Source organism: Metabacillus bambusae, from assembly GCF_017497975.1.
GTDB lineage: Bacteria > Bacillota > Bacilli > Bacillales > Bacillaceae > Metabacillus > Metabacillus bambusae.
This window is the reverse complement of the sequence record NZ_JAGDEL010000001.1, coordinates 454,991-470,445: the sequence shown is the minus strand read 5'-3', so window position 1 is coordinate 470,445 and position 15,455 is coordinate 454,991. Positions and strand designations below refer to the sequence as shown.

Genomic DNA, 15,455 nt, shown 5'->3' with positions numbered 1-15,455 from the left:
AAAGAAAGTCCAGAGAGGCTTGAAAGGGTGTAAGGCAATGTAAGGTATACCAATACCTGAATTTGCTCTACCTTTAAACACCCTGATGGATATGAATCAGGGTGTTTTTTACTAAAGAGGATTAAAGGAGTGGCTAAGGTATGAAAAACCTACTTACAATGAACCAGCTATCAAATGAAGAAATTTACGCGATACTAGAAGATGCCGAGCAATACAGATTAGGAAAAGGGTGGACACCAACAAACATGGTGTTTGTCTCAAATCTTTTTTTTGAGCCTAGTACTAGAACTCGTTTCAGTTTTGAAGTCGCTGAAAAAAAATTAGGGCTTCAGGTGCTAAATTTTACGGCTGAACATTCAAGTGTTCAAAAAGGTGAAACCTTATATGATACAGTTAAAACGTTAGAATCTATCGGTGCAAATGCAGTTGTAATCAGACACCAAGAGGATCACTTTTTTGAGGATTTGATTGGTAAGGTATCGATTCCAGTTATTAATGCTGGTGATGGCTGTGGACACCATCCAACACAATCACTCCTAGACCTATTAACGATTAAACAAGAATTTGGTAAATTTGAAGGATTGACCATTTCTATCCATGGAGACATTAGACATAGCCGGGTCGCACGTTCAAATGCTGAAGTATTAACAAGGCTTGGAGCAAACGTATTATTCTCTGGTCCTTCCGAGTGGCGTGACCCTCTTAACACATACGGACAGTATGTAGAAGTAAATGAAGCAATTGCAAAATCAGATGTTGTCATGCTACTTCGAATTCAGCATGAGAGACACGATGAAAAATCAAATGCAGAAAATTATTTACAAGTATATGGACTAACGAAAGAAAGAGAAAAACAAATGAAAAACGGTGCGATCATCATGCATCCTGCACCTGTTAATCGAGATGTTGAAATCGATGGTGACCTAATTGAGTGTGATCGATCAAGAATTTTTAAGCAAATGGAAAATGGTGTCTTTGCAAGAATGGCTGTTTTAAAAAGAGCTTTACAACAAATTGAGCAAAATCAGGAGGTAAACAATAATGTTATTTATTCTTAAAAATGGATTTATTTTAGATGAGCTTGGTGAGTTGAAAAAGGCAGATGTAAAAGTAGAAAACGGAAAGATTACAGAGATCGGAGCAAATCTTCTAACAGATGGCTATGAAGTCATCCCTGTAGATGGGCAGCTAGTATCAACTGGATTCATTGATTTACACGTCCATTTAAGAGAACCTGGTGGCGAGCATAAGGAAACAATCGCCACTGGAACGAATAGCGCGGCAAAGGGTGGATTTACAACGATTGCACCAATGCCAAACACACGACCTGTTCCAGATACGAAGGAGCAAATGGAATGGTTACAAAATCGTATTAAAGAAACAGCGGTTGTAAAGGTGCTACCATATGCTTCAATTACAACGAGACAGCTTGGTGAGGAATTAACAAACTTCTCCGCACTAAAAGAAGCAGGTGCGTTCGCATTTACAGATGATGGTGTTGGTGTTCAATCAGCTGCAAAAATGCTAGAAGCGATGAAGCAAGCTGCAGCAATTGGAGCAACAATTGTTGCACATTGTGAAGAAAATACTTTAATTAATAAAGGTTCAGTACATGAAGGTGAGTTTTCAAAGAAACATGGTATCAATGGAATACACTCTGTATGTGAGTCTGTACATATCGCAAGAGACATTCTTCTTGCTGAAGCTGCAGGCTGTCATTACCATGTTTGTCATATTAGTACAAAGGAATCTGTCCGTGTGGTAAGAGACGCGAAACGTGCAGGAATTAACGTAACAGCAGAAGTAACACCACACCATCTCCTATTATGTGAAGATGATATTCCAGGACTAGATCCTAACTATAAAATGAATCCTCCTTTAAGAGGGAAAGCAGATCAGGAAGCATTAATTGAAGGCTTACTTGATGGAACAATTGATTTTATCGCAACAGATCATGCACCTCATGCTGCAGAAGAAAAAGCCGAAGGGATGCAATTAGCCCCATTTGGGATCGTCGGCTTAGAAACAGCATTTCCGTTATTATATACACATTTAGTAGAAACCAAGAAATTTACGCTTAAACAAATCGTTGATTTCTTAACTATAAAACCTGCTCAAGCATTTGGATTAAATGGTGGAAGATTACAAGTAGGTGAGGTTGCAGATTTAACAGTGATTAATCTAGAAACAGAAGCAAAAATTGATCCAAAAGAATTTCTTTCAAAAGGAAAGAACACACCGTTTACTGACTGGGCTTGTAAAGGCTGGCCAACACTAACAATCGTAGATGGAAACATAGTTTGGAGCATAGGGGGCATAACAGTATGAAAAGACAATTAATTTTAGAAGATGGTACAGTATTTTTAGGTGAAGCATTCGGAAGTAATGAAGAAAAATTTGGAGAAGTCGTATTTAATACAGGTATGACAGGTTATCAAGAAATTCTTTCAGATCCTTCATACTGCTGGCAAATTGTAACATTAACTTATCCATTAATCGGAAACTACGGAATTAATCGAGACGATTTTGAAACAATCACTCCTTTTATTAATGGTTTTGTTGTAAAAGAATATTGTGATTATCCTTCTAACTGGAGAAGTGAGTATTCAATCGATGAATATTTCAAAATGAAAAATATTCCTGGAATCGCAGGAATTGATACTCGTAAATTAACAAGAATTATTAGAATGCATGGTACGCTGAAAGGTGCTATTTGTTCGGCAGATGCAAATCCAGAGGAAGTTATTAATAAACTAAAAGGCACTGAATTTCCAAACAACCAAGTGCAAGTTGTATCAACGAAAACTGCGTATCCAAGCCCAGGCAGAGGTCCTCGTATAGTTTTAGTCGATTATGGGATGAAGCACGGCATTCTTAGAGAATTTAATAAACGAAATTGCGATATCGTTGTTGTTCCACATTCGATAACAGCTGAGGAAGTTTTACAGCTAAAACCTGATGGAATTATGCTTTCAAACGGTCCTGGGGATCCAAAGGATGTTCCAGAGGCAATTGAAATGATTAAAGGTATTATTGGGAAAGTTCCATTTTTCGGTATTTGCTTAGGTCATCAATTATTTGCTTTAGCTTGCGGAGCTGATACAGAAAAAATGAAGTTCGGCCATCGTGGGTCAAACCATCCAGTTAAAGAACTTAGTACTGGTAAAGTTGATATCACATCCCAAAACCATAGCTATACAGTAAAAATAGATTCAATTAAAGATACAGAATTAGAAATTACACATGTAGCACTAAATGATGGAACGGTTGAGGGCTTAAAACATAAACATGCTAAAGCATTTTCAGTACAATACCATCCAGAGGCTTCACCAGGTCCAGAGGATGCGAACGGATTATTTGATCAATTTTTAAATCTGATTGAAGCTAATAAGAAAGAAGGGGTTCTATAATGCCAAAACGTACAGACATCAAAAAAATTCTTGTTATCGGTTCAGGCCCAATTGTAATTGGTCAAGCAGCAGAATTTGATTACGCGGGGACACAAGCATGTATCGCTCTTAAAGAAGAGGGCTATGAAGTTGTTCTAGTAAATTCAAATCCAGCAACAATAATGACTGATACGGAAATTGCAGATAAAGTTTATATTGAGCCCCTTACTGTAGAATTTTTAAGTAACATTATTCGCAAAGAGCGCCCAGATGCACTTGTCCCAACACTTGGTGGTCAAACAGGACTTAACCTTGCTGTTGAACTTGCTGAATCAGGTGTATTAACAGAATGTGATGTAGAGATTCTTGGAACTAAGCTCTCTGCGATCAAGCAAGCTGAGGACCGTGATCTATTCAGATCCTTAATGAATGAATTAAATGAACCAGTACCAGAAAGTGACATTATCCACAATCTTGAAGAAGCTTTTGCATTTGTTAAGCAAATTGGCTATCCAGTAATCGTTAGACCAGCCTATACATTAGGGGGAACTGGTGGTGGAATATGCGAAAATGAAGAGGAGTTAATTGAGACTGTAACAAGTGGATTAAAAAACAGTCCAGTTACACAGTGTTTACTTGAGAAAAGTATTGCTGGCTTTAAAGAAATTGAATATGAGGTAATGCGTGATTCTAACGACCATGCGATTGTTGTTTGTAACATGGAAAACTTTGACCCTGTTGGCGTTCACACTGGTGATTCGATCGTTTTTGCACCAAGTCAAACATTAAGTGACCGTGAATACCAAATGCTACGTAATGTTTCATTAAAAATCATTCGTGCGCTAAAAATTGAGGGTGGCTGTAATGTTCAGTTAGCATTAGATCCAGATAGCTTCCAATATTACATCATTGAGGTAAATCCGCGTGTAAGTCGTTCATCTGCACTAGCTTCGAAAGCAACAGGCTACCCAATTGCTAAGCTTGCTGCGAAAATTGCTGTTGGATTAACATTAGATGAAATGGAAAACCCTGTAACTGGAAAAACATATGCATGCTTCGAGCCAGCACTTGATTATATCGTATCAAAAATTCCGCGCTGGCCTTTTGATAAATTTGAGTCTGGAAACCGTCATTTAGGGACGCAAATGAAAGCAACTGGTGAAGTAATGGCAATCGGACGTACACTTGAAGAATCGTTTCTAAAAGCAGTTCGTTCACTAGAGTCTGATGTAGATTACTTACGCTTAAAAGACGCGGAAACATTCACAGATGAATTAGTTGAAAAAAGGATTCGCAAAGCAGGCGATGAGCGACTATTTTATATCGCAGAAGCACTTAGAAGAGGTGTAACAAAAGAGCAAATACATGAGTGGAGCAAAATTGATTTGTTCTTCTTAATGAAAATAGAAAAAATCATCTCATTTGAGAAGATTATTAAAGAAAATCCTTATGAACTAACTACTTTACAAAAAGCAAAGGAAATGGGATTTGCAGATGCAGAAATCGCCAACCTTTGGAACTCAAATGAACGTGAAGTTTATGAGCTTCGTAAGCAAGCAAATATCATCCCTGTGTACAAAATGGTTGATACTTGTGCAGCTGAATTTGAATCTGCAACACCATATTTCTATGGTACGTTTGAAGATGAAAACGAATCAATCGTATCAGAAAGAGAAAGTGTTGTTGTATTAGGCTCTGGTCCAATCCGAATTGGTCAAGGTGTTGAGTTTGATTATGCAACAGTTCACTCTGTTTGGGCGATTAAGGAAGCTGGCTATGAAGCAATTATCGTAAACAACAATCCTGAAACAGTATCAACAGATTTTAGTATTTCAGATAAGCTTTATTTTGAACCGTTAACAGTTGAAGATGTTATGCACATTATTGATTTAGAAAAACCAAAAGGTGTTGTCGTTCAATTCGGAGGACAAACAGCGATTAACTTAGCAAGTGAATTAGAGGCTAGAGGTGTAAAAATCCTAGGAACTACGCTTGAAGATCTTGATCGTGCGGAAGATCGTGATAAATTCGAACAAACATTGGTGAGTTTAGGAGTTCCACAGCCACTTGGTAAAACAGCAACATCTGTTGAGCAGGCAGTTAAAATAGCAAGTAATATTGGCTATCCGGTATTAGTACGTCCATCCTATGTATTAGGTGGTCGCGCTATGGAGATTGTGTACCAAGAAACAGAACTTTTACATTACATGACTAATGCAGTAAAAATTAATCCACAACACCCAGTGTTAATCGATAAATATTTAACAGGTAAAGAAATTGAGGTTGATGCGATCTCTGATGGAAATACAGTGCTTATTCCAGGGATCATGGAACACATTGAACGTGCTGGTGTTCACTCTGGAGACTCAATTGCTGTATACCCACCACAATCTTTATCTAAAGAAGTAAAGAATAATATCATTGATTATACAATCAAGCTTGCTAAGGGCTTAAATATCATTGGATTGTTAAACATTCAATTTGTCTTATCCAAGGGTGAGGTTTACGTATTAGAAGTAAATCCTCGTTCAAGCCGTACAGTACCATTCTTAAGTAAAATTACAGGTGTACCAATGGCTAACCTTGCAACAAAAGTAATCTTAGGTGCAAAACTTGAGAAATTAGGTTATGAAACAGGACTTTATCCTGAGAGTGAAGGCGTCTATGTTAAAGCACCTGTGTTCTCATTTGCAAAGCTTCGCAACGTAGATATTACGCTTGGACCTGAAATGAAATCAACTGGTGAGGTAATGGGGAAAGACAGCACTTTAGAAAAGGCTCTTTACAAAGCTTTAGTTGCATCAGGAATTCAAATTAAAAATCATGGTTCTGTTCTTCTTACAATTGCTGATAAAGATAAAGAAGAAGGCTTGGAGATTGCAAAGAGATTCCATCAAATCGGCTATCAAATTCTTGCGACAAGCGGAACAGCAGAATATTTAAAATCATTCAATATTCCTGCAAAAGTTGTTAATAAAATTGGCGTGGAAGAACCAAATCTACTTGATGTAATCCGCAAAGGGGAAGCACAGTTTGTCATCAATACGCTAACAAAAGGCAAGCAGCCTGCAAGAGACGGCTTTAAGATTCGCCGTGAATCAGTTGAAAACGGTATTCCATGCTTAACATCATTAGATACAGCTGTAGCGATTTTACGTGTCCTTGAGTCAATGACATTCTCTACTGACACAATGCCTAAGATTAACAAACAGCTAGAGGTGAGCTTAACGTGATCAAACAAGAGCTGATGGTCGTTACAAAACATGAGAAAATCGCAGAACATATTTTTCAGCTAACACTTCAAGGTGAACTTGTATCAGAAATGGGGAATCCTGGTCAATTTGTTCATCTTAAGGTAACAGAAGGGTCTACACCACTCTTAAGAAGACCAATCAGTATTTCTGAAATTAATCTAGAAAAAAAGCAATTCACTATGATATACAGAGCAGAAGGGGCTGGCACACAGCTCCTTTCAAAAAAGAAAACGGAAGATGTTGTTGATGTATTAGGTCCTTTAGGTAATGGATTTCCAATTGACGAAATCGAAAAAGGTCAAACAGCCTTACTAGTCGGTGGTGGAATTGGTGTTCCACCTTTACTAGAATTATCGAGACAATTGGTTGCAAAAGGTGTAAGTGTTCAACATGTATTAGGGTTTCAATCAAAATCTGCCGTCTTTCTTGAAGAAGAATTTTCTATGCTCGGAAAAACGATAATCACAACAGATGATGGTACTTACGGGTATCAAGGTTTTGTCACAGATGCCATTAAAGATCATGACATACAATTCGATACGATGTTTTCTTGTGGTCCAACACCAATGCTTAAAGCCCTTGAGAGGCTTCATGGACATAAACCGTTATTTTTGTCACTAGAGGAAAGAATGGGATGTGGCATCGGTGCATGTTTTGCATGTGTGTGTCACACTGGTGATGATCCGACTGGTACAAGCTATAAAAAGGTATGTAGTGATGGCCCTGTGTTTAAGGCCGGAGAGGTGGTTTTATAATCATGTTACAAGTTAACTTACCTGGGTTATCGCTTAAAAATCCGATTATGCCAGCATCCGGTTGCTTTGGCTTTGGACGTGAATATAGTAAGCTTTATGATTTAAGTCAGCTTGGTTCGATTATGATTAAAGCAAGCACTCAAGAACCACGTTTTGGTAATCCGACACCACGTGTCGCTGAAACAGAAGCTGGTATGCTTAATGCAATTGGGCTTCAAAACCCAGGTGTAGAAAAAGTTGTCTCTAGTGAGCTTGTCTGGCTTGAGCAATACGATGTACCCATTATCGCAAATGTGGCTGGTTCGCAAATTGAAGACTATGTCTATGTTGCGGAAAAAATCAGTCAGTCAAAAAATGTTCATGCTCTTGAATTAAATATCTCATGCCCTAATGTAAAAACTGGTGGAATTGCATTCGGAACGATACCTGAAATTGCTGCTCAATTAACAAGAGCAGTAAAAGAGGTTTCAGATGTACCTGTATATGTAAAGCTTTCTCCAAATGTTGCGAACATTGTTGACATGGCAAAAGCAATTGAACAAGCAGGTGCTGATGGATTAACAATGATCAATACTTTAATAGGTATGAGGCTTGACATAAAAACAGGTAAACCTGTCATTGCGAATAAAACAGGTGGTTTATCAGGACCTGCAATTAAACCTGTTGCAATAAGGATGATCTATGAAGTAAGCCAAGCTGTAAATATTCCAATAATCGGAATGGGTGGCGTTCAAACAGTTGATGATGTGATCGAATTTTTATATGCTGGTGCAAGTGCAGTAGCAGTAGGGACGGCTAACTTTGTGAATCCATTTGTTTGCCCAGAAATTATCAATCAACTACCTGGCAGATTAAAAGAGCTAGGTTTTGAGCATGTAACGGAATGTATCGGAAGGAGCTGGAAGTAATGATCGAAAGACCTCTAATTATTGCACTTGATTTCAAGGATCATGCAGAAGTAGATGAATTTTTGAATCATTTTCATGATGAAAAGCTTTTCGTAAAGGTAGGAATGGAGCTGTTTTATCAAGAAGGCCCTGCGATTATTTCCCATATAAAGCAACGTGGACATAATATTTTCCTAGATTTAAAACTACATGATATTCCAAACACAGTAAAACAAGCGATGCGTGGCTTAGCCAAACTTGATGTTGATCTTGTGAATGTACATGCAGCAGGTGGAAAAAAAATGATGGAAGCAGCAATTGAAGGCTTAGAAGCTGGAACACCTGCAGGAAAACAGCGTCCAGCATGTATTGCTGTTACACAGCTAACAAGCACATCACAAGCAATGGTTGAAACAGAATTGTTAATTAATGAAAAAATAGATAACGTCGTTCTTCATTATGCCAATATGGCTAAGGAAAGTGGCTTAGATGGTGTCGTATGTTCAACACATGAGGTTGTAGCAATAAATGAAAAGCTCGGTTCGTCATTTATGACGGTTACACCTGGAATCCGTATGAGAGAGGATTCTGCTGATGATCAAACGAGAATCGCGACACCAGATCAAGCTCGTCGCCTAGGTTCTACAGCAATTGTCGTTGGAAGAAGTATAACGAAACAACAAGATCCATATAAAGCATATCTGAAGGTGAAAAATTCTTGGGAGGAAATAGAATCATGAAACAATCAATTGCAAAACATCTATTAGAAATCAAGGCAGTCTATCTCCAACCAAATGAACCTTTTACATGGTCTAGTGGAATAAAATCACCTATTTATTGTGATAATCGCCTAACTTTATCATTTCCAGAAATCCGCACACAAATAGCAGAAGGCCTTGCCGGCTTAATAAAAGATCATTTTCCAGGAGTGGATGTAATTGCTGGAACTGCAACAGCTGGTATTCCACATGCTGCCTGGGTTAGTGATAAATTAAACTTACCGATGTGTTATGTGCGAAGCAAAGCAAAGGGGCACGGAAAAGGTAATCAAATTGAAGGGAAAGTATTGGAAAACCAAAAGGTTGTTGTTGTTGAAGATCTTATCTCAACTGGAGGAAGTGCAATTACCGCTGTTGATGCGCTTCGTGCTTCAGGTTGTGAAGTACTTGGGATCGTTTCGATTTTCACTTATGGTCTTGCAGTTGGAGAAGAAAAGCTTAATGATGCAAACGTAGTAGCAAAGTCATTATGTGATTACGATACTTTAATTGAAGTTGCCGCTAAAGAAGGTTATGTAAGTGAACAAGAACTTAACAAGTTAAAAATGTGGAGAGAAAATCCCTCATCAGAAGCTTGGTTAGAAAATTAAGTGAATAAGAAAAAATTTATCAGAAGGCCATTTTCTAGAATGATAGAGGGTGGCTTTCTTTGTCTTTTTGATTGTCTTTGCGCTGTCAGTACATCTTGCTTTTTAAGCATATTATTGGATAACCTCATCAAAATTTGATAACTTTAATGAAATGAAAAAGAAATGCTAATTCAATGCTGAGGTGATGAAGATGAATCTTAATAATTGGTTTTTTAAAGGGCTTACATTTGAACAATATAAAAATCAGATGACTGTAAATAAAGATGAGATGCTCTCAATCTATGACCGTTTTATTTTAAATGAGGATGATGATGTATTTTTAGAGAAGATTCAAGGGAAACAGCTTAGAGTCATTGTTTTGACCGAAGACTGGTGTGGTGATGCACTTGTTAATAATCCTATTTTGTTAAAAATTGCAGAAGCTTCTAATATGGAAGTGCGATTTTTACTAAGAGATCAAAATCTTGAGCTAATGGATCAATATTTGACAAATGGTACTTCTCGTGCGATTCCAATCTTTATTTTTATTGATCAAAACGGAGTTGAACAAGCTGTTTGGGGACCAAGAGCACAGAAGATTCAAAACCTAGTGGATCTTGAAAGAGGTGCACTACCAGCAAACGATTCACCAGACTTCAAAGATAAGCAAATGGAGATGTATAAAAAGCTCCGGAATTCTTATCTAAATGATGAGTCAATCTGGGAAACGATTTCTTATAGTATTATAACTCTACTTAAAGGTAAGGATCTTCATCATCAATGAATTTTACTAATATATAATAGGTTAAATTCGAAAAAAAGCAGTGGATTTCACTAGATGAAATTCACTGCTTTTTATGTTTGATTGTCTTTATTTAACATATATGAAAGATACCTTCTAATAAACTAAATTATTACATGTATTAATTAGGAGGAGTCAAATGGGATACTTCATTACAGTTGAACAGAATGTGAATATTTTTGTAGAGGATATTGATCCTGGACAGGGGAAACCAATCTTATTTTTACATGGATGGCCTGCTAATCATAAAATGTTTGAATATCAGTTTAACCATTTTCCTAAACTAGGTTACCGTTGTATTGGGCTTGATTATCGTGGATTTGGGAAATCGGATCGACCATGGAAAGGATATTCGTATAATCGAATAGCAGATGACATCCGAATCGTGATTGATACACTTAGACTAGAAAGTGTAATCCTAGTAGCACATTCTATGGGTGGGGCAATTGCAATAAGGTATATGGCACGACATGGAGGACATAAGGTTGCTAAATTAGCCCTTCTCGGAGCAGCAGCCCCTGCTTTCACCCAGCGGCAAGGTTATCCTTATGGAAAAACAAAAGAGGAAGTAAATAAATTAATCGAAGACACATATACTGATCGACCTAAGATGCTTGAGGACTTTGGGGATATTTTTTTTGAGCGTTATTTAACAGAAAGTTTTAAAGCTTGGTTCCAAAGCTTAGGACTTGAAGCATCAGGTCATGCAACAGCAATGTGTGCTATCTCTTTAAGAGATGAAGATTTGCGTCAGGATTTAGTTAAGATTAGTATACCAACTGGTATTTTCCATGGTAAACATGATAAGATCTGTCCTTTCGTTTTTGCCGAATTACTACAAGCAGGAATAAAAGGCTCAAAACTTATTCCGTTTGAGTACAGCGGCCATGGTTTGTTTTATAGTGAGATGAAAAAATTAAATAAAGAGATTGCACAATTTATAGTTAGTTAATTTGCGTGGATGAAGGCAATCTCTTAAAAAGGGTTGCCTTTTTGAACAGAATAAATCGCTATTTTAGTAAGAAGTGATTTTACAAACTAGAAACCATGAAAATAAACGCAGCAACCGCTCCTGTCAAAAAAACTCCTTTGTAAACGACATTAAACCATTTATCAGGAATTTTCATTTTTTCTAAAACGACCCACAACGCAAGCCCAAGTAAAGAAAAAATGTAGGCGTGTTTCGTGGATTTTATATCATTTAAAAAGTGTTTGTTTGGTTTATATATAAACACATACGCTATACAGAGACAAAAAAAATAGAATCCAACAAATGAATATAAAATATTTAGAATGATCACCCACATACTTGAACCACTCCCAATTCTGCCTTTTAGTATTAGTTTACTAGGTGAAAAAAGGAATATGCTTATTGCTAGACAAGTTTTACCCTCGAATTGAAATATCCATGTACGTTTGTAATATATAACCTGTATTACAATAAAAATAACTTGATGCTTTAATCAAATAATTGTCCAAAATGTTAAGAAATTATGAATGAAAATAAATTCTCAGTAAAATTATTAATCCGATGGATAAACTCGGGTTGACATTTAAAAGAATTGTGTTAAAATTTTGAATCAATAGCATATTTCTTATCAAGAGTGGTGAAGGGAACTGGCCCTTTGAAGCCCAGCAACCTACTTAACGTAAGGTGCTAATTCCAGCCAAAACAATACCAATTTGGAAGATAAGGGTAGATCGTCCTTATATAGTCTTCCGCCGGTTGGAGGGCTTTTTATCGCCTTAACACTAATTTTTATTGTAAGGGGAGTTTAAAGGCGAATAGTTACAATTAAGATGACCATACTAAATGTTTGAAAAAATGAAACTTACGTGTATAATTCATACTGTAATGGTTGGTTTTTGGTTGTAATTCCGACTATTAACGTAAGAATATACGGGTTTTAAAACCAAGTTAAATAGTATGAAAGAAAGAGGTGAATAGTATGCTAACTTATCAGAATTGGACTGAAGTGAGCGAGGATTTTGAAGTAGATGACACCTATAAAGGTGCACTGAATGTATTAAAATGGGCATATGACCATTATGGAGAAGAAATTGTTTATGCTTGTAGCTTTGGAATTGAAGGGATCGTTTTAATCGATTTAATTTCGAAGGTAAAGCCTAATGCTAAAATCGTATTCTTGGATACAGATGTTCACTTTAAAGAAACATATGAGCTAATAGATAAAGTGAAGGAGAAGTATCCAACACTTAATATCGAGTTAAAAAAACCAAAGCTAACATTAGAAGAGCAAGCTAAATCATTCGGTGATAAGCTCTGGGAAACTGCTCCAAATAAATGCTGTGATATCCGCAAAATTGCTCCTTTAAATGAAACACTACAAGGATCTACTGCATGGATTTCGGGTCTAAGACGTGAACAATCTGAAACGAGAAAACACGTTAATTATATAAATAAGGATGATCGCTTTCATTCAATTAAAATTTGCCCGCTTATTCATTGGTCGTGGAAGGATGTATGGAGATACGTTCATAAAAATGACTTAATTTACAATCCATTACATGACAGAGGATATCCGAGCATTGGCTGTTTTCATTGCACAAAGCCTGCTTTTGATGAAAATGATTTAAGATCTGGCAGATGGTCTGGGCAAATGAAAACAGAATGTGGCCTCCATCAATAGGGGGAAATGAACGATGTTAGAGATAATTGCAATTGTGATCAGCTTCTTTTTTGCGATGAATATAGGTGCAAGTGGCGCTGCTGCTTCAATGGGAGTCGCATATGGGGCAGGGGCGATTTTACGTCCAAGAAATGCTCTTATTTTATGTGCGATAGGCGTTTTATTAGGGGCAGTTATTGGCGGAGGAGAAGTAGTCAAGACGATAAGTTCAGGAATTATTCCATCGTCACTTATCTCAATAAAAATTGTTGTCATTATACTTTTTTCAGCAACTTTTTCACTTTTTTTAGCTAATTTACTAGGTATACCTCTATCTACAAGTGAAGTAACAGTTGGTTCTGTAGTTGGTGTAGGGATTGCTAATCAAGCATTATATGTGAACAATTTGTTTTGGATTGTTTTTTATTGGGTCATTATTCCAATTATTGCCTTTGGGATAGCCTTTATTTTCATAAAAATATTACATTACTTTAAACTAACTGAAAAATATGCTTTTCAAGGAAAGATTATTACGTATCTTCTTATTTTCGCTGGGTTTTTCGAGGCCTTTTCAGCAGGAATGAATAATGTAGCAAATGCTGTTGGTCCTCTAGTAAGTGCAGAAATCCTTTCAGTTTCTAAAGGAACATTGATTGGGGGATTATTTGTTGCGTTAGGTGCACTAATATTAGGTCGTCGAGTACTTGAAACTAATGGTAAGAAGATTACTAGTTTTTCAAAAATTGAAGGAATACTTATTTCAAGCACAGGTGCAACCTTGGTTACTATCGCATCGATCTTTGGAATCCCAGTACCTCTTACTCAAATTACAACATCGTCAATATTAGGGATTGGAATTGCAAAATCAGGTGCAAATGTGTTTCAGCAAAAAATTGTTAAAAACATGTTAATGGTTTGGTTAATCTCTCCACTAATTTCACTAACGATGTCATATTTTTTAGTTAAGCTGTTTATTGAAACTGATTTATATACGATTTTTGTCTTGGCTAGTCTTTTGCTTGCAACAGTTGGAGCTCTGAGTTTAATGAGGGCTAGTAAACAAGAAAGAAGTACTGTTCATGAAGAGGGTGGGGGGATTTAAGGTTATTCCCCATTAAATATAATATATTTATCAGAATTTGAATATTAAGAATGATTTAATGTGTTAAACCTAGGCTGTCGTTAATAGGATTTGGCGACAAACCAAGTGTTTTTCTAATATGAATTGGAGGATATTAAAATGAGCTTACTTCCACACGGAGGAAAATTAATTCAAAAATTATCTTTAGGAGCAAATGTTTCACATATTCATCAAGAGATCGAGCTTGATGCTATTGCATTGAGTGATTTAGAGTTAATTGCTATTGGTGCTTACAGCCCAATTGAAGGATTTTTAACACAAGAAGATTACGAGTCTGTTGTTGAAAATATGAAATTAAAAAACGGTCATGTGTGGAGTATTCCAATCACATTACCAGTAACTGAAGAAAAAGCAGCTACTCTAGCAATTGGTGACGAGGTTCGTCTTGTTGCAGGAAATGTTACATACGGGACGATCACCGTGTCAGACATTTTTACACCTGATAAACAAAAAGAGGCAGTAAATGTATATCGTACAAATGAGCTTGCACATCCGGGTGTTAAAAAAATGTTTGAACGAGGGAATGTATATGTTGGAGGAGAAATCACACTTGTTCAACGTCCAGAAAAGAAATTTGCTGAATATTATTTAGATCCTAAAGAATCAAGAGCGAAATTTGCTGAATTAAACTGGAAAACGATTGTTGGCTTCCAAACTCGTAACCCAGTGCACCGTGCACATGAATATATTCAAAAAACAGCACTTGAAACAGTTGACGGATTATTCTTAAATCCACTAGTGGGAGAAACAAAATCTGATGATATTCCTGCACATATTCGCATGGAAAGCTATGAGGTTTTACTGAAAAACTATTATCCTAAAGATCGTGTACATTTAGCTGTGTTCCCAGCTGCAATGAGATATGCAGGGCCACGTGAAGCAATTTTCCATGCAATGGTTCGTAAAAACTACGGCTGCACACATTTCATTGTTGGAAGAGATCATGCTGGTGTTGGTGATTATTACGGTACTTATGAAGCACAGGAAATTTTCTCTAACTTTACTGCAGATGAACTAGGCATAACACCGTTATTTTTTGAACACAGCTTCTATTGCACAAAATGTGAAGCAATGGCTTCATCAAAAACTTGCCCACACGGTAATGAGGATCGCGTGATTTTATCTGGGACAAAGGTTCGTGCTATGCTTCGAAATGGAGAATTACCACCAAGTACGTTTAGCCGTAAAGAAGTTGTTGAAGTGTTGATTAAAGGAATGAAAGAAACAGTAAATTCATAAGGAGGTCATC

At 36.8% G+C, this 15,455-nt stretch carries 13 protein-coding genes and 1 riboswitch; all 13 genes read left to right on the top strand.

Annotation, left to right across the window (positions count from 1 at the left end):
- The first annotated feature begins 140 nt into the window (after nt 1–140).
- The 13 genes from I7822_RS02135 to sat all read left to right on the top strand — a co-directional run bounded on the left by I7822_RS02135 (nt 141) and on the right by sat (nt 15,445).
- A complete protein-coding gene (locus tag I7822_RS02135) occupies nt 141–1,058 on the top strand; it encodes an aspartate carbamoyltransferase catalytic subunit (protein WP_207975118.1) in 918 nt (305 codons plus the stop codon).
- Nucleotides 1,042–2,328, top strand: coding sequence for a dihydroorotase (gene pyrC, locus I7822_RS02130; RefSeq protein ID WP_207975117.1), 1,287 nt, complete (start codon nt 1,042–1,044; stop codon nt 2,326–2,328). The genes I7822_RS02135 and pyrC overlap by 17 nt, the downstream gene beginning before the upstream one ends.
- Nucleotides 2,325–3,410: a carbamoyl phosphate synthase small subunit gene (locus I7822_RS02125; protein ID WP_207975116.1), complete on the top strand. Its 1,086-nt coding sequence runs from the start codon at nt 2,325–2,327 to the stop codon at nt 3,408–3,410. The genes pyrC and I7822_RS02125 overlap by 4 nt, the downstream gene beginning before the upstream one ends.
- A complete protein-coding gene (carB, locus tag I7822_RS02120; RefSeq protein ID WP_207975115.1) occupies nt 3,410–6,622 on the top strand; it encodes a carbamoyl-phosphate synthase large subunit in 3,213 nt (1,070 codons plus the stop codon). The genes I7822_RS02125 and carB overlap by 1 nt, the downstream gene beginning before the upstream one ends.
- The gene (locus I7822_RS02115; protein WP_207975114.1) at nt 6,619–7,398 is read left to right on the top strand and encodes a dihydroorotate dehydrogenase electron transfer subunit; all 780 of its coding nucleotides are present in this window, start codon (nt 6,619–6,621) and stop codon (nt 7,396–7,398) included. Before carB ends, I7822_RS02115 begins: the two co-directional genes overlap by 4 nt.
- A complete protein-coding gene (locus tag I7822_RS02110) occupies nt 7,395–8,306 on the top strand; it encodes a dihydroorotate dehydrogenase (protein WP_207975239.1) in 912 nt (303 codons plus the stop codon). The genes I7822_RS02115 and I7822_RS02110 overlap by 4 nt, the downstream gene beginning before the upstream one ends.
- Nucleotides 8,307–8,308: 2 nt before the next feature.
- Entirely contained in the window at nt 8,309–9,025 is a 717-nt protein-coding gene (pyrF, locus tag I7822_RS02105; protein WP_207975240.1) for an orotidine-5'-phosphate decarboxylase, read from the top strand.
- Nucleotides 9,022–9,654, top strand: coding sequence for an orotate phosphoribosyltransferase (gene pyrE / locus I7822_RS02100; protein ID WP_207975113.1), 633 nt, complete (start codon nt 9,022–9,024; stop codon nt 9,652–9,654). Before pyrF ends, pyrE begins: the two co-directional genes overlap by 4 nt.
- A gap of 190 nt (nt 9,655–9,844) precedes the next feature.
- A complete protein-coding gene (locus I7822_RS02095; protein ID WP_207975112.1) occupies nt 9,845–10,417 on the top strand; it encodes a thioredoxin family protein in 573 nt (190 codons plus the stop codon).
- 157 nt (nt 10,418–10,574) lie between these two features.
- Nucleotides 10,575–11,387, top strand: coding sequence for an alpha/beta fold hydrolase (locus I7822_RS02090; protein ID WP_207975111.1), 813 nt, complete (start codon nt 10,575–10,577; stop codon nt 11,385–11,387).
- Between the two features lie 640 nt (nt 11,388–12,027).
- A riboswitch (SAM riboswitch) is annotated at nt 12,028–12,132 on the top strand.
- A gap of 252 nt (nt 12,133–12,384) precedes the next feature.
- Nucleotides 12,385–13,086, top strand: a complete 702-nt coding sequence (locus tag I7822_RS02085; protein ID WP_207975110.1) for a phosphoadenylyl-sulfate reductase — start codon at nt 12,385–12,387, stop codon at nt 13,084–13,086.
- A gap of 13 nt (nt 13,087–13,099) precedes the next feature.
- A complete protein-coding gene (gene cysP, locus I7822_RS02080) occupies nt 13,100–14,167 on the top strand; it encodes a sulfate permease (protein WP_207975109.1) in 1,068 nt (355 codons plus the stop codon).
- Nucleotides 14,168–14,305: 138 nt separating this feature from the next.
- Nucleotides 14,306–15,445 (top strand): sulfate adenylyltransferase, encoded by a 1,140-nt coding sequence (gene sat / locus I7822_RS02075; protein ID WP_207975108.1) that lies wholly within the window; start codon nt 14,306–14,308, stop codon nt 15,443–15,445.
- Nucleotides 15,446–15,455 lie beyond the last annotated feature (10 nt).